At 46.1% G+C, this 19,371-nt stretch carries 17 protein-coding genes, 1 tRNA gene and 1 pseudogene; 12 read left to right on the top strand and 7 right to left on the bottom strand.

Annotation, left to right across the window (positions count from 1 at the left end; translation table 11 throughout):
- The 3 genes from ACE1AQ_RS03540 to ftsH4 form a co-directional block, all read left to right on the top strand.
- The coding region (locus ACE1AQ_RS03540) for an RNA-guided endonuclease InsQ/TnpB family protein (protein ID WP_374807868.1) at positions 1 to 1,138 on the top strand (1,138 nt) is incomplete at its 5' end.
- 135 nt (positions 1,139 to 1,273) lie between these two features.
- Positions 1,274 to 2,458 carry a tetratricopeptide repeat protein gene (locus ACE1AQ_RS03535; RefSeq protein ID WP_110544641.1) on the top strand — a complete coding sequence of 395 codons (1,185 nt, stop codon included), beginning with the start codon at positions 1,274 to 1,276 and terminating at the stop codon, positions 2,456 to 2,458.
- A gap of 77 nt (positions 2,459 to 2,535) precedes the next feature.
- Complete coding sequence (gene ftsH4 / locus ACE1AQ_RS03530; protein ID WP_106908899.1) at positions 2,536 to 4,413, top strand: ATP-dependent zinc metalloprotease FtsH4; 1,878 nt, start codon at positions 2,536 to 2,538, stop codon at positions 4,411 to 4,413.
- Between the two features lie 47 nt (positions 4,414 to 4,460).
- Here the strand turns inward: ftsH4 and ACE1AQ_RS03525 are convergent, their stop codons facing one another.
- Complete coding sequence (locus ACE1AQ_RS03525; RefSeq protein ID WP_106908900.1) at positions 4,461 to 5,381, bottom strand: LysR family transcriptional regulator; 921 nt, start codon at positions 5,379 to 5,381, stop codon at positions 4,461 to 4,463.
- A gap of 302 nt (positions 5,382 to 5,683) precedes the next feature.
- On the opposite strand from ACE1AQ_RS03525, the gene ACE1AQ_RS03520 reads away from it, so the two are divergent.
- The 4 genes from ACE1AQ_RS03520 (at position 5,684) to ACE1AQ_RS03505 (ending at position 10,585) form a co-directional block, all read left to right on the top strand.
- Positions 5,684 to 7,384 carry a SulP family inorganic anion transporter gene (locus tag ACE1AQ_RS03520; RefSeq protein WP_106909996.1) on the top strand — a complete coding sequence of 567 codons (1,701 nt, stop codon included), beginning with the start codon at positions 5,684 to 5,686 and terminating at the stop codon, positions 7,382 to 7,384.
- Positions 7,385 to 7,506: 122 nt separating this feature from the next.
- The gene (locus ACE1AQ_RS03515; protein WP_110544630.1) at positions 7,507 to 8,628 is read left to right on the top strand and encodes a sodium-dependent bicarbonate transport family permease; all 1,122 of its coding nucleotides are present in this window, start codon (positions 7,507 to 7,509) and stop codon (positions 8,626 to 8,628) included.
- 75 nt (positions 8,629 to 8,703) lie between these two features.
- Complete coding sequence (locus ACE1AQ_RS03510; RefSeq protein WP_008207213.1) at positions 8,704 to 9,042, top strand: P-II family nitrogen regulator; 339 nt, start codon at positions 8,704 to 8,706, stop codon at positions 9,040 to 9,042.
- A 127-nt stretch (positions 9,043 to 9,169) separates the two neighbouring features.
- Positions 9,170 to 10,585, top strand: coding sequence for a cation:proton antiporter (locus ACE1AQ_RS03505; RefSeq protein ID WP_008207215.1), 1,416 nt, complete (start codon positions 9,170 to 9,172; stop codon positions 10,583 to 10,585).
- Positions 10,586 to 10,745: 160 nt separating this feature from the next.
- Here ACE1AQ_RS03505 and ACE1AQ_RS03500 read toward each other — a convergent pair whose 3' ends face one another.
- From ACE1AQ_RS03500 to ACE1AQ_RS03490, 3 genes are all read right to left on the bottom strand, one after another.
- The gene (locus ACE1AQ_RS03500) at positions 10,746 to 11,123 is read right to left on the bottom strand and encodes a hypothetical protein (RefSeq protein ID WP_008207217.1); all 378 of its coding nucleotides are present in this window, start codon (positions 11,121 to 11,123) and stop codon (positions 10,746 to 10,748) included.
- A gap of 42 nt (positions 11,124 to 11,165) precedes the next feature.
- Positions 11,166 to 12,053: an alpha/beta fold hydrolase gene (locus tag ACE1AQ_RS03495; protein WP_008207219.1), complete on the bottom strand. Its 888-nt coding sequence runs from the start codon at positions 12,051 to 12,053 to the stop codon at positions 11,166 to 11,168.
- A 269-nt stretch (positions 12,054 to 12,322) separates the two neighbouring features.
- Entirely contained in the window at positions 12,323 to 13,030 is a 708-nt protein-coding gene (locus ACE1AQ_RS03490; RefSeq protein ID WP_110544632.1) for an SIMPL domain-containing protein, read from the bottom strand.
- 334 nt (positions 13,031 to 13,364) lie between these two features.
- Here ACE1AQ_RS03490 and ACE1AQ_RS03485 point away from each other — a divergent pair, with 334 nt between their 5' ends.
- Together ACE1AQ_RS03485 and ACE1AQ_RS03480 are read left to right on the top strand one after the other, a co-directional pair.
- Positions 13,365 to 14,324 (top strand): hypothetical protein, encoded by a 960-nt coding sequence (locus ACE1AQ_RS03485; RefSeq protein WP_110544634.1) that lies wholly within the window; start codon positions 13,365 to 13,367, stop codon positions 14,322 to 14,324.
- A 417-nt stretch (positions 14,325 to 14,741) separates the two neighbouring features.
- Complete coding sequence (locus ACE1AQ_RS03480) at positions 14,742 to 15,344, top strand: Uma2 family endonuclease (protein ID WP_110544637.1); 603 nt, start codon at positions 14,742 to 14,744, stop codon at positions 15,342 to 15,344.
- A gap of 120 nt (positions 15,345 to 15,464) precedes the next feature.
- Here the strand turns inward: ACE1AQ_RS03480 and murA are convergent, their stop codons facing one another.
- The gene (gene murA / locus ACE1AQ_RS03475) at positions 15,465 to 16,778 is read right to left on the bottom strand and encodes a UDP-N-acetylglucosamine 1-carboxyvinyltransferase (protein WP_110544639.1); all 1,314 of its coding nucleotides are present in this window, start codon (positions 16,776 to 16,778) and stop codon (positions 15,465 to 15,467) included.
- Positions 16,779 to 16,969: 191 nt separating this feature from the next.
- On the opposite strand from murA, the gene ACE1AQ_RS03470 reads away from it, so the two are divergent.
- Together ACE1AQ_RS03470 and ACE1AQ_RS03465 are read left to right on the top strand one after the other, a co-directional pair.
- Positions 16,970 to 17,053: transfer RNA gene (locus ACE1AQ_RS03470), tRNA-Leu, on the top strand.
- A gap of 62 nt (positions 17,054 to 17,115) precedes the next feature.
- A complete protein-coding gene (locus ACE1AQ_RS03465) occupies positions 17,116 to 17,910 on the top strand; it encodes an RNA methyltransferase (RefSeq protein WP_106908906.1) in 795 nt (264 codons plus the stop codon).
- Positions 17,911 to 17,952: 42 nt separating this feature from the next.
- Here ACE1AQ_RS03465 and ACE1AQ_RS03460 read toward each other — a convergent pair whose 3' ends face one another.
- Together ACE1AQ_RS03460 and ACE1AQ_RS03455 are read right to left on the bottom strand one after the other, a co-directional pair.
- On the bottom strand, positions 17,953 to 18,684 hold the full coding sequence (locus tag ACE1AQ_RS03460) for a TIGR02391 family protein (protein ID WP_110544643.1): 732 nt from the start codon (positions 18,682 to 18,684) through the stop codon (positions 17,953 to 17,955).
- A 153-nt stretch (positions 18,685 to 18,837) separates the two neighbouring features.
- Positions 18,838 to 19,023 (bottom strand): hypothetical protein, encoded by a 186-nt coding sequence (locus tag ACE1AQ_RS03455; RefSeq protein WP_002794338.1) that lies wholly within the window; start codon positions 19,021 to 19,023, stop codon positions 18,838 to 18,840.
- A gap of 142 nt (positions 19,024 to 19,165) precedes the next feature.
- Here ACE1AQ_RS03455 and ACE1AQ_RS03450 point away from each other — a divergent pair.
- Positions 19,166 to 19,371, top strand: a pseudogene (locus tag ACE1AQ_RS03450) (IS4 family transposase); the annotation flags it as partial.

Genomic DNA, 19,371 nt, shown 5'->3' with positions numbered 1-19,371 from the left:
TTGCAAAAGCGTTTATAATTACGCTCTTTCAGAACGGAAAGATTGGTTAAACTCTCGAAAGTGTCTTGCGGATCACTGTTCGCTAGTTTCCGAGTACATAATTCCTGCGGATGAACCCTATCCTAATTACTTTGTTCAAGCTAAAAATCTAACGGAAGCTAAAAAAGTTTACCCGATATTAAAGACGGTTAACGCTCAAGTTTTACAGCAAGTCTTAAAAACTTTAGATAAGGCGTTTAACCAGATGAAATCGAAAGGCTTCGGCTTTCCTAGATTTAAGAAAAAGATACGAAGTTTTGTTTTTCCTGCGCTCTCAAAAAGCTTTCTAGGTGACGAATACTTAAATTTTCCACAATTGGGAAAAATTAGAATCAGGCAATCTAGAAAGTACCCGTCTGGGTTCGAGCCTAAACAAGCTCGAATTATCCAAAAAGCGTCGGGATTTTACGTTTCGGTTTCCTTCCAATCTACGGAATTAGTTCCCGATATGACAGTGGGGAAGACCTGTTTAGGAATTGACGCGGGAATTGAGAGTTTTGTTGCTACTTCACGAGGAGATTTAATCAAAGCCCCTCGATTTTTGTTGAAAGTACAGAGTAAGCTTAAATTGCTACAAAGACGCTTGAAACATCAAGTCAAAGGCTCGAACAATTGGTTGAAACTCCAAGATAAGATAGCGAGATTACACGAAAAAGTGTCTAATACTCGTAGAGATTGGCATTTTAAGTTAGCTCATTACCTTTGCGATCTCGCTGATAATATCTTTGTTGAAGATATTAACTTCGTTTCCTGGTCTAGAGGGATCGTTAGAAAACAATCTCTGGATTCAGGTATCGGTAGTTTTATTAACGAGATACTACCGTTTGTCGCTTGGAAACGGGGGAAATATTATCTTAAGGTCGATAAAAACGGAACTTCCCAGGAGTGTCCGAATTGTGGCGCAATTACTGGCAAAAAAGCGTTATCGGAAAGAGTTCACCGGTGTGATTCTTGCGGTAACATTGAACCGAGAGATACGGCATCAGCAAAGGTAATCGAGAACCGAGGAAAAAACGCGGTCGGACTGACCGTGTTAGAAAACGCTCGCGGAGGCGATTTGACGGGGATCGACTGGGTTAAACTCGGTCGATCTAGTTAAAAGCCTAAGAACCGAGAATCCCCCGCTACACCGCGCTCCGCGGTTAGCGGGGGAGAGTCAATCCCCGATAACTGATAACTGCTAGACTAATTGGGTGATGCTTGCAAGATTAATAAAACCAGTGTCGAGATTAGAATGCAGGGACTTTTAAGAAAACTTTGGCGCGCGATCGAAAACTTTTTAACCCGACTTTTGGGGGGACAAGGAGGAAAGGGGAGAGTAGAAGTGATCGAATCTGTTCCCCTAACCGATACAGACTACGAGTTTCTCTATATGCAGTTACTCGATGGCGTGGCCCACGGTTGGCACGAAGGCAGAATTCTGAGATTTTTTGAGAAATTGGGCGATCGAGGTCGGCAAAAAGATTGGGTAGAATGGTTAGAGCGTTTTGGAACCCGTCTGCAATCCTCCGCTTCCCTTAACCAACTTCTCGCCACCAGAATGATCCGTTTGGGAGAATTAGCTCGCGCTTTCCCCGGGATTGAACGTATTGGTGAAGCTTCCTACGAGATCGGTTATCAACTCTACACCAAAGAAACTGCCACTTTAATCTGGGAATACGCCGGCGACGATGAGGACCCGGGCAGTTATTCCCAGCCGCAAACCCCAGAAAATTTCTTATATTCGGGTGAAACTAGCGATTTTAACGGTAATGACCCAGAAAATCCCCAATTAGAAACCCTCACCCTCGATGAATTATTTGACCGTCTGCAAAACGATCCTACCCTAGCCGGGCAAATGGCCGAACAATTGGGCATCGAAAATAAGGACGCAGAAAGCATTATTGATAGTCTCATCGCTCAATTTTCCCCCCAGGAAGCTAAAAACCCTGAAACTGCCGAAGATTGGTTTAATCAGGGCTTAGAACAGGCAAATTTAGGCAATTGGTCAAATGCGATCGCCGATTGGGAACAGGCCCTGAAGATCGATCCCCAATTAGCCTCGGCCTGGCATAATCGTGGTGGTGCCTTAGCCATGATCGGTAACTATGAAGAAGCGTTAAATAGTTATGATCGCGCCCTAGAAATCACCCCCAACGATCACCAAGTCATTAACGCTAGGGGCAGCGCCCTATACGGACTGCAACGTTGGCAAGAGGCTTTAGAATGTTGGCAACAGGTGCTAGAAGCGGACGATAATTTTTATCAAGCTTGGTACAATCGCGGCAGTACCCTAGAAAATTTAGGCGAAACCCAAGCAGCGATCGCCTGTTATCAAAAAGCTTTAGGGATTGCGCCAGATTTTGAGCTTGCCCAAACTCGTCTAGAGGCTTTACTAGGGCAAAAACCGCCCGAAGACGACGGTAATCCCCCTGCCTGATTCAATCTGAACTTGAGCAGTCAACAGCCTACAATGGGGGAAGTATAGAGACTAATTTTAATTAATCAGGCCCAGCAATGAGTATAAAAAGCAAACCTCCTTCACAATCTCGCCTGATCGGTAATGTTTTATTAGCCGTAGGCGGCTTATTTCTGATTGTTAACCTCCTTTTTCCGCAATTATTTGGCCCTAGCGTCCCCAAAGTTCCCTACAGTCTTTTTATCGACCAAGTGGAAGATGGCAACGTCGCTAGGGTATCCGTGGGACAGAATGAGATTCGATATCAGCTTAAAAACGACCAAGAGGGCAACTACGGACGAATTTTCAGCACTACACCGATTTTTGACCTAGAATTGCCCAAACGTCTGGAAGCTAAGGGCGTAGAATTCGCCGCCGCACCACCGCCAAAAAATGGCTGGATTGGTAGTGTCCTTAGTTGGGTGATTCCTCCCCTGATTTTTGTCGGTATTTGGCAATTTTTCCTCGCCCGCAGCGGTGGCGGTGGTCCGGCCGGGGCTTTATCGATTACCAAAAGTCGCGCTAAAGTCTATGTGGAAGGAGACACCACCAAAACCACTTTTCAAGATGTGGCTGGTGTGGAAGAAGCGAAAACCGAATTGGCCGAAATCGTCGAATTTCTCAAATATCCCCAACGTTACATTCAAATCGGGGCGCGGATTCCCAAGGGTGTCCTCCTCGTCGGTCCGCCGGGGACAGGAAAAACCCTGCTGGCAAAAGCAGTCGCAGGAGAAGCGGGGGTTCCTTTCTTTAGTATCTCAGGTTCGGAATTCGTGGAACTCTTTGTTGGTGCAGGGGCAGCCCGAGTGCGAGATCTGTTTGAACAGGCCAAGAAAAAAGCCCCCTGTATTATTTTTATCGATGAATTAGACGCGATCGGTAAATCTCGCGCTAACGGTAATTTTATGGGGGGTAACGATGAGCGGGAACAGACGTTAAACCAATTATTGACGGAAATGGACGGTTTTAACGCCGGCGATGCGACGGTGATCGTGCTGGCCGCCACTAATCGCCCGGAAACTCTTGATCCCGCCCTTTTACGCCCCGGCCGTTTTGATCGCCAAGTGTTAGTTGATCGCCCCGATCTGGCTGGTCGCTTAAAAATCCTTGAAATCTACGCAGGTAAGGTAAAATTAGGCTCGGATGTGGATTTAAAACAGATTGCTACTCGTACCCCCGGTTTTGCCGGTGCTGACTTAGCTAATCTAGTCAATGAGGCCGCTTTATTGGCAGCTCGCAATCAACGCAGCACCGTCGCCCAAGAGGACTTTAATGAGGCAATCGAGCGGGTAGTGGCTGGTTTAGAGAAGAAAAGCCGGGTTCTCTCGGAAAAAGAGAAGAAAATCGTCGCTTATCACGAAGTTGGTCACGCTCTCGTTGGTGCAGTTATGCCGGGGGGTGGTAAAGTTGCTAAGATTTCGATCGTGCCTCGCGGCATGGCAGCCCTCGGTTATACCCTGCAAATGCCCACGGAAGACCGTTTCCTTATGGATGATACGGAATTACGCGACCAAATTGCTACTCTTTTAGGTGGTCGGGCCGCCGAGGAAATTATCTTTGGTAGTATTACTACTGGGGCAGCTAATGACCTACAGCGGGCGACGGATTTGGCCGAACGCATGGTGACTACCTATGGTATGAGTAAGACCCTAGGCCCCCTGGCCTACGAAAAAGGTCAACAGAATAGTTTTCTGGGAGATGGTATGATGAATCCCCGGCGTTTGGTGAGCGATGACACGGCCAAAGCGATCGATAATGAAGTGAAAGAGATTGTCGAAAATGGTCATCAGCAGGCCCTGGATATCCTCGCTCAAAATCGCGATTTACTCGAAGAAATTGCCCAAGAAATCCTCAGTAAAGAGGTGATTGAAGGGGAACAATTACAGGTCCTGCTCGATCGCGTTAAACCCCTCGATCGAGAACCTGTTACTGTTTAGATTGATTTGATTTTTACCTTACCCCATCTTGACAAAGATGGGGTTTCTCATCTAGAAATTTTGACCTTTAAGAGGGATTGGGGCTGAATATTGAGGAGATAATCCAGAAAAGTCTTGGCGATCACCGATAGTTTTTTATCCTTGGGATAAACCACATACCAATGGCGTTGGATGGGAAAATCTTCCACGTCAAGGATGGTAAATTCCCCATTAGGATGATCTAAATTTAAGACGTGCTGAGAAAGAACTGAAATTCCTAAACCACCAGCGATCGCTTGTTTAATGGCTTCATTATTGCCGATTTCCAAACGCAGAGATACGGTGATGCCATGGTCGAGAAAAATTTGCTGTACTGCCCGTCTAATTCCCGATCCCATTTCCCGCATAATAAAAGGTTCCCCTTGCAGTCGTTTAATTGGAATTTTTTTCTGTCCCGCTAGGGGGTGATCTTTGCGAGCAATAACCACAAGGGGATTTTCCAGAAACGGTTGAATCTCCAGGTTTAGATCTTGGGGAGGTTCGCTTAAAATATATAGGTCGTCAACATTATTGGTGATCCTTGCTTCTAGGTCTTGGTGATTGGTCAATTCTAGGGACACATCCACCCCTTGGTACTGTTGACAAAAAGGACCGAGGATCTGAGGGATTAAATATTGGGCTGTGGATACCGCCGCTAAACGCAGTTTACCCTGTTTAATGCCCTTGATATCAGCGATCGCCATCTCAAAGTTATCAATATCCTTGAGGACTGCCTGACAGGTTACTAATAAACTGCGTCCGGCCTCGGTTAAATACAAACGTTTGCCTATCTGTTCAAACAGAGGCAGACCCACTGCTTTAGTCAGTTGTTTCATCTGGGTAGAAACGGTGGGTTGGGTGATCGATAGTTCTTCGGCAGCCCTGGTAAAACTGCCATGACGAGCGGTCGCTTCAAAGACAATCAGTTGATGTAAAGTGGCGTGAATCAAGAGAGGCCTCTAGAGAGCTACACTTCTGTTACTGCCTTGAGGAGCTTTGCTAAACAGAAGCAGGAATGGAGGGGAACGAGTAAAAACCTCCCCACCCCGCTTATATCATAGGTTTAAATCAATACTTTTGTAAAGATATATCGATTTAAACTCAATTTATAAAATTTGCTTGTCAAGATATCCGTTCTAGTATAGATTTATAACAATCGATCTTTAAAAACCATAAACTTTTGTCTATCAAGGCTGGTCTCTCAACCGCCAGCTTTGTTGTGGCAAAAAATCCTTTGCTCAGTTGGATTCTCATGGAAATAACCAATCGTATTCATTTTGACAATTTGCGGGGCGATATCTTTGGTGGTCTCACAGCTGCCATCGTTTCTCTCCCTCTAGCTCTCGCTTTCGGGGTAGCTTCTGGGGCTGGAGCGATCGCTGGTTTGTACGGTGCTGTCTGTGTGGGTTTTTTTGCTGCCCTTTTTGGTGGCACCCCCACGTTAATTTCGGAACCGACGGGGCCGATGACGGTAGTAATGACGGCGATCGTGGCCAGTTTAACCGCCAGAAATCCCGAATTAGGCCTACCCATGGCCTTTACGGTAGTCATGTTAGCGGGCATTTTCCAGATTCTGTTCGGTATCTTCAAAATGGGTAAATACATTACCCTGATGCCCTATAGCGTTATTTCTGGCTTTATGTCTGGGATCGGGGTAATCCTGATTATTCTGCAAATTCCGCCCTTTTTAGGGCAAGCCGCCCCCAAAGGAGGGGTTTTAGGCACAGTGCAGAAAATCCCGGAACTACTCTCTAATATCAATCCCCCTGAAGCCATTCTGGGGGCGATCACCTTGGCGATCATCTTCCTGATGCCCTCGAAATTCAAGCGTTTTGTCCCCCCTCAGTTATTAGCTTTGGTGATAGGAACTCTGATTTCGCTGTTTTTCTTCCAAGGTGCTGAAATTCGCCGGATTGGGGATATTCCCGTGGGTTTACCCACCCTGCAAATGCCCACCTTTAGTGCTGCCCAAATGATCACGATGTTGGTGGATGGGGCAGTTTTAGGGATGTTGGGTTGTATTGATACCCTATTAACGGCGGTAATTGCCGATAGTTTGACCCGTACCGAACACAAATCGAATAAAGAATTGATCGGTCAAGGTATTGGTAACTTAGTATCAGGAATCTGTGGCGGTTTACCCGGTGCCGGGGCCACGATGGGAACTGTCGTCAATATTCAAACCGGTGCGACCACTGCCCTTTCTGGCATCACTCGCGCTTTAATTTTATTAGTCGTCGTTCTCTGGGCCGCCGGTTTAACTAAGAGTATCCCCATGGCGGTATTAGCGGGGATTGCCCTAAAAGTGGGGATCGATATTCTCGACTGGAGTTTCCTGAAACGCTCCCACAAGATTTCTCTAAAAGGGACGCTAATCATGTACGGTGTACTGTTATTAACAGTATTCGTCGATCTGATCGTTGCTGTGGGTGTGGGGGTCTTTATTGCTAATATTCTCACCATTGATCGCCTCAGTGAACTGCAAGCGCAGGAAGTGAAAACGATCACCGATAACGATGACGAGATTCTCCTAAGTCCAGAAGAAAAACGGTTACTCAACCAAGCTAACGGTCGCATCATCCTATTTTATCTCAGTGGTCCGATGATCTTTGGAGTCTCGAAAGCGATCGCCAGGGAACACACAGCCATGAAGGAAGCGGATGTTTTAATCTTGGACTTGAGTGATGTGCCTTTGTTAGGGGTGACAGCTTCTTTAGCGATCGAAAATGCGATTAAAGATGCGATCGATAAAGGTTTACAAGTTTTTATCGTTGGTGCCACCAGCAAAATCCAGCATCGTTTGGAACGTCTCGGCATTTTAGCCCAAATCCCCCCCGATCATGTGCTAATGGACAGAACCATCGCCCTACAACAAGCGGTAACTTTTGTCAAGACCCATCCTCACCAAGAACCGGAGGATTTTGAGGTTAATCAAGGGGTTTACCCGACATAAATTTAACCGCATTGGGAAGTACGCCTGCTGTTGGGGTGAAGCACCTGACCCTTATTTTCTTTAACTCTTGAAAGTTCATTTGTATTAATACTCCTCATCAGGGGAGGCTTAAGGAGGTATTCGTGGATTTTTTGTCATTGTTTGTCATGGACTTTATCCAGCAGTTGCAGTCCCCAACACTGGCCTTTTTGATTGGTGGGATGATCATTGCTGCTCTCGGGAGTGAATTGGTCATTCCAGAGTCGATTTGTACGATCATCGTCTTCATGCTGCTGACCAAAATCGGTCTGACCGGCGGGATTGCCATCCGCAATTCCAACCTGACGGAAATGGTATTACCAATGATCTTTGCCGTCATAGTAGGGATTATTGTGGTCTTCGTCGCGCGCTATACCTTAGCCAATCTGCCCAAGGTGAAAGTGGTCGATGCGATCGCAACTGGGGGGTTATTTGGAGCCGTGAGTGGCTCGACTATGGCAGCCGGTCTGACGGTACTCGAAGAACAAAAGATCCCCTACGAGGCCTGGGCTGGCGCACTCTATCCTTTTATGGATATCCCGGCGCTGGTAACGGCGATCGTGGTGGCTAACATTTATCTTAACAAGAAGAAAAACAAAGAAGCGGCCTACGACCATGAGTCTTTTAGCAAGCAGCCGGTGGCGGCCGGGGATTATTCCGATCAGCAGGATTATCCCAGCAGTCGGCAGGAGTATCTCAGCCTGCAGCAGCCGGCGGATAATCGGGTCAAGATCTGGCCGATCATTGAAGAAAGCCTTCGCGGACCGGCCCTATCGGCCATGTTATTAGGTCTGGCCCTGGGCATATTCACCCAGCCGGAAACTGTCTATAAAAGCTTCTACGATCCCCTCTTTCGCGGCTTGCTTTCGATCTTGATGCTGGTCATGGGAATGGAGGCTTGGTCAAGGGTGGGTGAACTGCGTAAGGTGGCCCAGTGGTATGTTGTCTATAGCGTCCTAGCACCGTTTGTACATGGGCTAATCGCCTTCGGTCTCGGTATGATTGCCCACTACGCCACTGGGTTCAGTTGGGGCGGTGTCGTGGTTCTGGCCGTCATCGCTTCCTCTAGTTCCGACATCTCTGGGCCGCCCACGTTGCGGGCCGGTATCCCCTCGGCTAATCCCTCCGCCTATATAGGCGCGTCCACGGCCATCGGTACGCCCGTAGCGATCGGCTTATGTATCCCGTTCTTCCTTGGTCTTGCCCAGGCCCTCAGCGGCGGCTAGGATTGTGGTCGGTGGGCGCTCCCTTGACGGGGCCTACCAAGCAAATAAGTGTACACATTTAAGGAGATAATCAACATGGCCAAACCAGCCAAAAAGCTCGTCATCGTCACAGAAAAGATTTTGCTGAAAAAAGTCGCCAAGATCATCGAAGAATGCGGGGCGACCGGTTACACGGTGATGGATACTGGCGGTAAGGGCAGCCGCAACGTGCGCTCTTCGGGACAACCCCACGTTTCCGAAACCGACAGTAATGTTAAGTTCGAGGTACTCACCCCCGATCGAATTATGGCCCAAAATATTGCCAAGCAGGTTGCCGATCAGTTTTTCCTCAATTTTGCGGGCATGATCTATATCTGTGACGCGGAGGTTCTGTACGGACAGAGTTTCTGTGGACCAGAGGGCTGTGGAATCTAGACAACTAATGCTTGTCTTGATCTGGGCAACCCCATCTGCAGCCTGACTGTCCTGGAGCGGTAGCCCTTTTTCCTATCCCCCAGTTTTATGACCACCTAAAACCTTTAACCCTCATCCCTTTAAACTGATGATTTTGTCCCCTATTCTGCCTCCTTTGATCGGGGAGATAGCGGCTCCCATGGCTCCGCTCCCCTTGCTCGCCACCGTTGTGGCCGAGGATTCACCGATTATTCTCTCCGGGGTATTGCTGACGCTGGTGGTGATTTATCTGGCCAGCAAGCTCGGCGCAGAGGCCGCCCGACGATTGGATTTTCCGCCCGTACTGGGAGAACTGGTCGCCGGTGTGATCGTCGGCGTTTCGGCCTTGCATCTGCTCATCTTTCCCGAAGGGGGACTATCGGCCTCTGATTCGGTGATTATGACGGTACTGCAAGGATTGAATCAATTGGCCCCGGCTGCCGTGGACCGGATCTTTGAGTCCCAAAGTGAAGTGATTTCGGTTCTAGCTGAAATCGGTGTGATTATTCTGCTGTTTGAAATTGGCCTGGAATCGGATCTGCGGCAACTCAAGGAAGTGGGAATTCAGGCCACGGTGGTGGCCTGTGTGGGGGTTGCGGCACCTTTTGCGGCAGGTACGGCCGGGTTAATGCTTGTCTTTCATGTGGCCGCCATCCCGGCGATTTTTGCGGGGGCTGCCTTAACGGCAACCAGTATCGGTATTACCTCGAAGGTGTTGTCAGAGTTAGGTCAACTCAAATCCAAAGAAGGGCAAATTATTGTCGGTGCGGCGGTGATCGATGATGTCCTTGGTATTATTGTTCTGGCTGTGGTCGCTAGTTTAGCCAAAACCGGTGAGATCGATGTGGTCAATGTTATTTATTTGATCGTCAGCGCTACGGCCTTTTTGATCGGATCAATTTTGTTAGGAGGTGTTTTTAACAAAAGTTTTGTGGCGATCGTGGAGCGGCTGAAAACAAGGGGAAATATTGTTATTCCAGCATTTGTCTTCGCTTTCTTTATGGCATTTTTGGGCAATGCTATTCATCTTGAAGCGATTTTAGGTGCTTTTGCTGCGGGTTTGGTGCTTGATGAAACTGATACCCGCAACGAGTTGGATGAGTTAATCAAACCGATCGCCGATTTGCTTGTGCCGATTTTCTTTGTGACGGTGGGAGCGCGTGCCGACCTCGGTGTTTTAAACCCAACGGTACCGGAGAATCGGGCCGGACTTTTGATTGCTGTCTTTTTGATGGTTGTGGCGATTATCGGTAAACTGGTGACGGGCTGGGCAGTTTTTGGTATATCCGGAATCAATCGTCTCGCCATCGGTGTGGGTATGATTCCCCGGGGTGAGGTGGGTCTAGTTTTTGCTGGGATTGGCTCGGCCAGCGGAATTTTGGATAAGCCTTTGGAGGTGTCGATTATTATTATGGTGATCCTGACCACTTTCCTGGCCCCTCCCTTCCTCAGAATCGCTTTTGGTAAGACGGAAGCTGTTCCCGAAACCCTAGAAAGCAAGGAACCGGCTAATCCTATTCCTTAATTTTGCGGGTAAAATCTGATTTTTTAGAAGAGGCTGAAAATACTTCAGCCTTTTTTGTCGTTGATCACCGGCACGAGACAGGGCCGATGCCAATTTTGACATCCCGATTTAATCTTGACTGTCCCCTAACCGCTCCCTGAAATGAGGATAGTTCTGGGATTTATCGGTTAGAAAGAGCGCAGTTTCCCCGCGACCAACCCCATTCTTCCACTCCCACGGAAATTTGCGAACCGGGACGGACATCTCCTTTCGATAAGTCTATCAGAGTCACACTGACTGCGGCGAATAAACTGCCCCGATAAATCGGTTGTCCTTTGTTGTTAGTATTTTTAAAACTAAGGCTAGAAACTTGGGGGGGTTGACCGGAACGCGTCCAGCGAATGCGTTCAAAACGTCCATTGATAAATTCTGCCGAATAGGACCAACCGTTATTCATGCGGCCTCGACAAAAAAGCTGTTGTGTGGCTACGGTAGGGGGAATATTGACAGATAAACTCAGAAGGCTGAATGTAGCGAGAGCGATCGGCAAAAATTTCATAAAAGTTGGCACTATAGGGTCAAATAATCCTATTATAAGTTTTTAGTTCGCAAATTTAACTATCGCGGCCGCGGTAAGTTCCGGTTTTTCGAGATGGGGAACATGACCACAGCGAGGAATCCAGACCAGTTGATTATTGGGTAAGGCCTGCTGAAATATCTTCGCGTCTTTTGTGCCTAAAATTTGATCGTTTTCTCCCCAAATAATCAGCGTTTCTCGGTTTATTTGGCTTAATTTCGGTAAAAATGCCCCATAACCGCCACTTTTGGTAAAGGAGATTAAAGCCTCACTCCAGTGGGGACAATTCAGGTGCAGATTAGCACAGGTGCAAGCATCAACAGTGGCCAAAGTTGCATCAAAATAGGCGGTACGACTGATATTTTGACGCACGCGGGGATTGGCTAAAAAATTAGTTGCCCACTTATCGAGGGGAGAAAACATCAATTTACCCAAGACCGGGGGATTAGCTAGTCCTGCGCTGTCAATCAGGACTAATTTTGCCACTATTTCCGGGTAGGAGAGGGCGAAATCCAGGGCCACTGCACCCCCCATGGAAGCACCGACTAAAATTATCGGTTCTGCGATCGCAGTTCTCCAGAAATGGTAAAGATGGCTTTTAATAGTTTTCGGAGATACTTGTAAATCTGGGTATCGCTCAGTAAAACCGAAGCCGAGTAGATCTATCGCCCAAGTTTCCCTATTTCGGGCGAGTAAAGGTAGTAAACGCCGAAATTCCAGCAGGGAACTATCAAAACCGTGCAGGAGGACAAAAGGCGGTTGACCTTGCCCTTGTTGACTATAGGTAGTTAGAATCGAGCGGGGATAGATGGGGCTATCGATGGCAATTTGTTGGATATTTTCGAGGAGAGCAAGGGAGGTATCTTCACTCAATCCCTCCCTAACAGTGGGTAAAAAGTTAGGATAATTCACGGATGAGGGGGACAGTTTGATGAGGCAAGGGGCAAGAGGCAAGAGGTGTTTAGATATGTGTGGTTAATTAAACCTCTTGCATAATTAATTTTTGAGGGTTCAAAAACGGTAAGGATAAGGATTAAATTGCATAAAATCCTTAAATAGACCATTTAATTGATTATTGTTCATTCCTAATTCTCCTGACTCCTGACGACCGGCTACTGACTCCTAACCCTAACAACAATTTTTGATTTTTACAAGAGGTCTATTGTCTCTAGCTACAGATCCTAATAGCTAATTTCGAGGGTGACAGCAGCCCGCAGGGTTTGTTCCCCTCCGATAACCGGGCTACTGGCAGCATCGGCACTCCGAAAAACCGCTTCTGAGCGGGCTATTGGCACGGGATTACTGGTATTACCCACTTGGATAGAAACCGTTTCTTTCGGCACTAAACCGAGGGCTTGTAACACGATTGTAGCCTGTTCTCTAGCTTGTTCCGTGGCTTTGATGAGAGCGGTTCTTTGGGCAGCTGCGATCGCTGATTCTCCGGCAGTAAAACTGACCCCATCGATGCGTGTTGCCCCGACTTTCACCGCTTCATCGATTAAAATCCCCGCTTGGGCTATATCAACCTGAAAACTAATCAAATTAGCCCCGATATAACCGATTAAATGTCTTTGATTGTTGCTGAAGTCGTAATTGGGCTGTAAACTGATGCCGGTGGTTTCCAATTTTTCCACTTGACGGGAACGGAGAAATTTAACCACCGCATCGCTACGATTGGCGGTTTCCCGCTGCACCTTACCCGCTTCTTTGCCTTGAATTTCTACCCCTAAGCGCACTATTGCTTGAGAAGTGGCGATATTTTCTATTCCTTCCCCCGTTACGGTAATTGTCCTCAATTCTCTTTCGTTTGCGTAACTAGGCATAACTAATCCGGTGTTGATGAGGATAAGGGACAGCAAAAAAGCCAAGCAAAATTTTCTGTAATTCATGAAAAATCCGTAGCGATCGATACTATATTTCGATTCTAGCCTTTATTTTGGGCAATTGAGTGGAAGATTATCCCTTTTCTGTCACTTTCGGAATATTAGTGACTAAGCTCTGGGAACTTGAGAAGGGGCCTTTAAGCAATGAGTGTGAAGAACCACAGAGACACAAAGAACACAAAGACCGATCGCTATTATATAAGTTAAACTTGTTACACAAAGAATAAGAGATCCGATTGGTTCGCACACTGGTGCTGTTGATTAAAAAGATAAATTCTCAAAACTTGCTATGATCTAACAAGATTGTTAATGCACTTTCTCGGCTTAATTATCCCCTGCAATGACGCGCCAAATTCACGACCAATTTGCCAAGGAATATTTAGAAGAACTCTTAGGGACTCTAGGGACGATTAAAAAGAGCAAGAAAGTCAAGAGTGAAGTCCAAGAAATCGATGTCTGGTTTGAACCAGCCAGTTCAGCATCAAGGACTGAATTACCCTTGGGCATACTCGCTAAAATGGCGGCGACTTGCTGCTTATTTGAACCCTTCCGTAACCCACCCTCCGAGGTAGAGATTCGCAGTTGCATCTCAAAGTTATATGCGGTTCATGGCGAAGTCTTAAGGAAGGCGAAAAGGACAAGCAAAACTCTAACAGAAGCTGAACTACCAGTTCTCTGGATTTTAACGCCTACTTTTTCGGCGAGAATGATTGAAGAAGTCGTGGGAATCCCCCCTTCATTCCTACCAGAAGAGGGGATGAAAGAGGAGTGGGGAAAAGGAGTTTATTTTTCCCCTAGCCTGTTCAAAACAGGAATCGTCGCCATCCATCAATTACCAATCAATGAGGAGACTTTATGGTTGAGGGTGCTAGGGAAAGGAGGTACACAGAAACGAGCAGTAGAAGAATTAGTGCAATTGCCTGAAGGTAATCCCTTCCAAGAGAATTTACTGGAAATTCTGGCCAACTGGCGCAAGAGTTTGGAATTAAGAGATAATTTAAGTGCCGAAGAACAGGAGGAGATTATGAACCTATCACCAGCTTATTTACAACAACGAGAAGAGTGGAAACAAGAAGGGATACAAGAAGGGATACAAGAAGGGATACAACGAGGCAGTTTAGAAGAACGGTATTCCCTGATAACCAGTCTTCTGGAAGGACGCTTTGGCAGCCTGGATGCAGAATTATCTGGTCTGGTGGAACAGATTGCCCAACTTCCCATCTCGGAACGCACCGGGTTACTTCTTTCTCTGGCTAATTTATCTCGCTCAGAACTGTTAGAAAAATTCAGGGAAAATTAAACTTTTAATACCCCTAAGCTAGGAAAAACTATTCCCAAGCATTAATAGAAAACGGGTTTCTCGGAGAAACCCGTTTTCTGTGCGTTACTCAACGGATTTAGTATGACAACTGATAAAAACACCTCCAATTAATGAAGGGGAATTGTGGGATTTTATTGATGGTTTTAGGAGACTTTTGTGGTTTCTTTTTCCGAAAAGACGGACAACAAAATGACAATACATATTTTGCTTTTTATAACTGTATTATAAGCTACATTTTTATAAATATTTTACATTCCTCTCCGTCAGGCTTCTTTGGCAAGGTTAAGAGCGATCGCATTCTATCTCTAGTAGTCATTAATGCCGTTGACTAGAGCTAAGTTAAGATTGAAGGGCATTCAGTTGTTAACTCATGTAATTCTTGAGTAGGGCGAAAATATGACGACACTACTTGTGCAAGCGACCTCGGCTCCTCTGATGATTGATCTTCCTTGGATTATGCCGATGACGGAGGAGCAGTTTTATGAATTTTGTTTAGCCAATCGAGATTTACGCATTGAACGCAGCGCTAGTGGAGAAGTGATCGTTATGCCCCCTGCTTTTTCAGATACGGGTAATCGCAATTTTAATATAGCTGTGCAACTGGGGAGTTGGTCAGAACTAGATGGAACGGGGCTTGGGTTTGATTCTAGTGCGGGTTTTACGCTGCCCAATGGCGCGACTCGTTCACCGGATGCTGCTTGGATTAAATTAGAACGCTGGAATGCTTTAACAGAAAAACAAAAAGCCTCTTTTGCCCCCATCTGTCCCGATTTTGTGATTGAATTGCGTTCTGCTAGTGATACGGTATCCAGTTTGCAGAAAAAGATGGAAGAATATATTGCCAATGGTACTTTATTGGGTTGGTTAATCGATCGCCAAAATCGCCAAGTCTATATTTATCGTCCCCATCAAGAACCAGAGATTTTAAATGCTCCTGAAACCATTAGTGGTGATCCAGAATTGCCTGGGTTTGTATTAGTAATGGCTAAGATTTGGTAAATGTGATCGATGATGAAAGGTTCCGTCAATATAGAACAACTAATCACGATTAACGCTGTCCTATATTGTTGCTCACGGGAATTCTCAACACCGATAGAACAGCGATAACTAATCATCCTGTTAAGATTGGGTCAGGGTAGCCAATTCTAAGGCTAAAGGATCAACCCGGCGTAAATTTGCCCCTAATGCTCTTAATTTACCCTCTAAATTATCGTAACCTCGATCGAGGTGATGGAGTCCCTGCACAATAGTAGTCCCCTGGGCTGCTAATCCTGCTACCACCAAAGCTGCCGAAGCGCGTAGATCCGTGGCCATCACCGGCGCTCCAGAGAGGAAAGGCACACCGCGCACTAAAGCCACATTTCCTTTGACCTTGATATCTGCTCCCAGACGCTTTAATTCGGCCACATGACGCAGACGGTTTTCAAAAACCGTCTCATTAACCACGCTACTGCCCTCGGCTAAAGTTAATAGAGCCATAAATTGGGCCTGCATATCCGTGGGAAAACCGGGATAGGGTAGGGTTTCCATATCGGTGGCTTTTAAGTCTCTAGGGATAATCCGCAGACGATTGGGTCCATCTTCCACCACTTCCGGACCGATTTCGTGCAGTTTGGCAATTACCGAAGCTAAATGGCTGGGAATCACGGGATAAAGACTAATTTCTGAGCGGGTAATCGCCCCGGCTATCAGTAAAGTCCCGGCTTCAATGCGATCGGGAATGATATTATAATCGGTACTGTGCAGACGGGAAACTCCCTCAATGACAATTGTATTGGTCCCAGCACCGCGAATTTTTGCCCCCATGGAAACACAAAAATTGGCTAAATCAATCACCTCTGGCTCCTGGGCCGCATTGCCGAGAATGGTTTCCCCGAACGCTAAAGTCGCCGCCATCATTAGGGTTTCCGTCGCTCCCACACTGGGATAATCCAGATAAATATTCGCCCCTTTCAGACGACCATTACCCTTAACGCGGGCGTGTACCATGCCACCATCGATTAATACATCTGCGCCCATTGACTGTAGGCCCCTAACGTGCAGATCCACTGGTCTGGCCCCAATGGCGCAGCCGCCGGGGAGGGGAACTTTTGCTTCTCCTAAACGGGCTAAAATCGGTCCGATGGCGAAAAAACTGGCCCGCAACTGGGAGACGAGATCGTAGGGCGCTTGAGCTTGTTTGAGGTCTCTGCCATCAATCTCTAGTCTATCTCCAGTGCGACGGACCTGCACGCCCAGGGCCGAGAGAATTTGACTCATCCGCTCGATATCGGCCAGGGCAGGTACATTACTAATCTGGCACTCGTCGGAGCAGAGTAAAGCTCCCGCCATAATCACGAGAGCGGCATTTTTGGCACCACTGATCTTGACTTCACCCCGGAGAGAGTGACGACCTTGAATTTCTAAATAGGGATGCTCGGTATCGATGGTCATAGGATGATTCATTTATCTTAGTTGGGAGTCTTGGCTAAGGAAAGCTTCGGTAAAATTAGACTGCATCTTATCAGATTTTTGAACGAATTATCGGTGATTCTACCTCGAAAAACGATTTTTGTCTTAATTATCTCAACTATCTTGACTTATGGATTGTCCGATAGTATAATAAGAGATCGTGAAAGAAAAATGCGGAACTGGCGGAATTGGTAGACGCGCTAGATTCAGGTTCTAGTGTCTGCAAAGACTTTCGGGTTCAAGTCCCGAGTTCCGCATTATCTCCCTCAAAACGTAGTTATTTAGGGCAGCCCTAGCGGGGTGAAAAATCCGATTGGCTATGATTAGCAGTGTTCAAAACCCTTTAATCAAGCAAATTCGCAAGCTACACCGCACTAGAGAGCGACAGGAGCAGAATTTGTCCTTAATTGAGGGAACCCACTTACTAGAGACGGCTTTAGCGGTGAATTGTTCCCTAGAAACGGTCTGTTTGACAGAAAAGTGGCAGCAAAGACAGGGAGAATTAGCAGAGAAACTTCAAAATCAAGCCAGACGAGTCGAGATAGTTTCCCCGGAAGTCCTCGCTTCCCTAGCAACCACGGTTAATCCCGATGGTGTGATTGCCACTATTGCCCGTGATCACCTTCATCCAGTCCCCCAAAATCCGCTACAATTGGGCTTAGTTTTGGAAAGATTGCAGGATCCGGGTAATCTCGGCACTATTATCCGCACTGCCGTGGCTACAGAGGTACAGGGTATCTGGTTAAGTCTTGATAGCGTCGAAATCGATAACCCCAAAGTGATCCGCAGTTCCGCCGGGGAATGGTTTCGATCGCCCCTGGTGGTAGAATCGGATTTATCGGCTTTGGTGAAAAAATATCAAGCACAGGGGGTAAAAGCGATTGCGACTTTACCCACAGCCACAAAAAACCACTGGGAGATTGATTTTACCCGTCCGACTTTAATATTATTAGGCAATGAAGGAGCCGGTTTATCGCCCCAATTAGCGACTTTAGCCGATGAAACGGTGAAAATTCCCCTCTTTGGTGGTGTGGAATCTTTAAATGTTGCGATCGCTACTGCTGTCATCCTCTACGAAGCTAGAAGACAATTATCCTACAGTAGGGTGGATTAGCGTCAGCGTAATCCACCGTTAAACTAGACAAGAATTAGAGATTTATGTATTCTCGTTTTCTGTCTCCCAATTTAAATCATCTAGCATCTTCAATAATAAATCGATGAATACGATAATTGCTCCACCCTCCTCTGGTTTAGGATCGATGAATCGATGAGCGTAACGGTTACGAAAAAGCTTCATTGTACCCGAATATAAATCACGGTATGCCTCTAATTCTTCTGATGGAAGCTTATCTTTTTGTACAGATTTATTACTTCCAAAAATTAGGTTAACAATACCATTACCCGTGGCTTTTTGATTAATATTATCAATATTTCCCAGTTTCCTCATGCGGTCCTCTAAAACCACTGTCGCATTGCGAATCGCAGTATCCCACGCTTTTGGATTATCTCCACCCGCACTCACAGAAAAACGGACTCTCTCCCATAGTTCGGAGTCTAAATGTTCAACTTCAGTTAAGGGAATTAGATGAGGAATAGCCGAGCGATCGGGTTCGTCAAAGTTAGAATCAACCGCTTCATAAGCTTTTCCTGTTAGAGCGCCTTTGTATTGATGCTGGCTTTTTTGTTGCCATTTAATATAACCATATTCTTCTAATATATCGAAGGTTGCGAATTCGACATAAGGAGTGCTATCAGAACCCTTGTAATCAACCCAACCATAATCTGTAAGATTCCTAATGTACCAAATACTGTCCTCTTTAAGATTACCAGCCCGTACTTCTTTAACTATCCATTGCAAAAGTTTTTTTTGATTGTCTGTTAAACTCATATTTACACCTCGAAAAGTAAACAACAGTACCATTATACTATGTACTTTTGATTTTCGTAACGGGAATTTGCTAAAATTGACCTTTATATAAATCCCTCGGATAGGTGAAACTGTTTCTATGAATAGTGCAATTTGAGACAGTCAACCAATTTTTTACACTTCCGTTTTTTTGGCAAGTTTTGGCGGAATTTGCTCGGCTGTTAAGGTGACAATTTGGCCATCTTTGAAAATGCTGATAGATTCTCCTAAGAGGCGGTGTCTCTCAATTGCTTCTGCGATTGCGACTCTAACACCTGTATCGATTTTCTGATGCAGTTCCGTTAAGGTGGGTTCAGTCATTTTAGTTTCTGGTAATGATTCGGAAGCAGAAGTGTTGAACGTGGAAAAAAGTCGTACAAAATTTGATATTATAGATAAGAAAACAAAGTAAATATACACCAATAAATGTGAATAAGCCATGCTAACAATTTTCCCAAAACTAATGAAAGAGCTTCTCAAGCCACTCCCCAAAAATGACTATCCCGCATTAAGTACATTTACTTTTGTGTCCTGTTGGATAGGTTTTGCGCTGGATAAAAGTATCGTCAGCATGAGAGACTTAAGCGCACGCCTGAAAATGCAAGGAATTAATGTCAATACGTCAACGTTTTCTAAGGCGAGTAAAATCCGAGAGACAGAACCATTTGA

Origin of the sequence: Microcystis sp. BLCC-F209, assembly GCF_041928595.1 — a bacterium.
Lineage (GTDB): Bacteria > Cyanobacteriota > Cyanobacteriia > Cyanobacteriales > Microcystaceae > Microcystis.
This window is presented reverse-complemented; position numbering and strand designations above follow the sequence as displayed.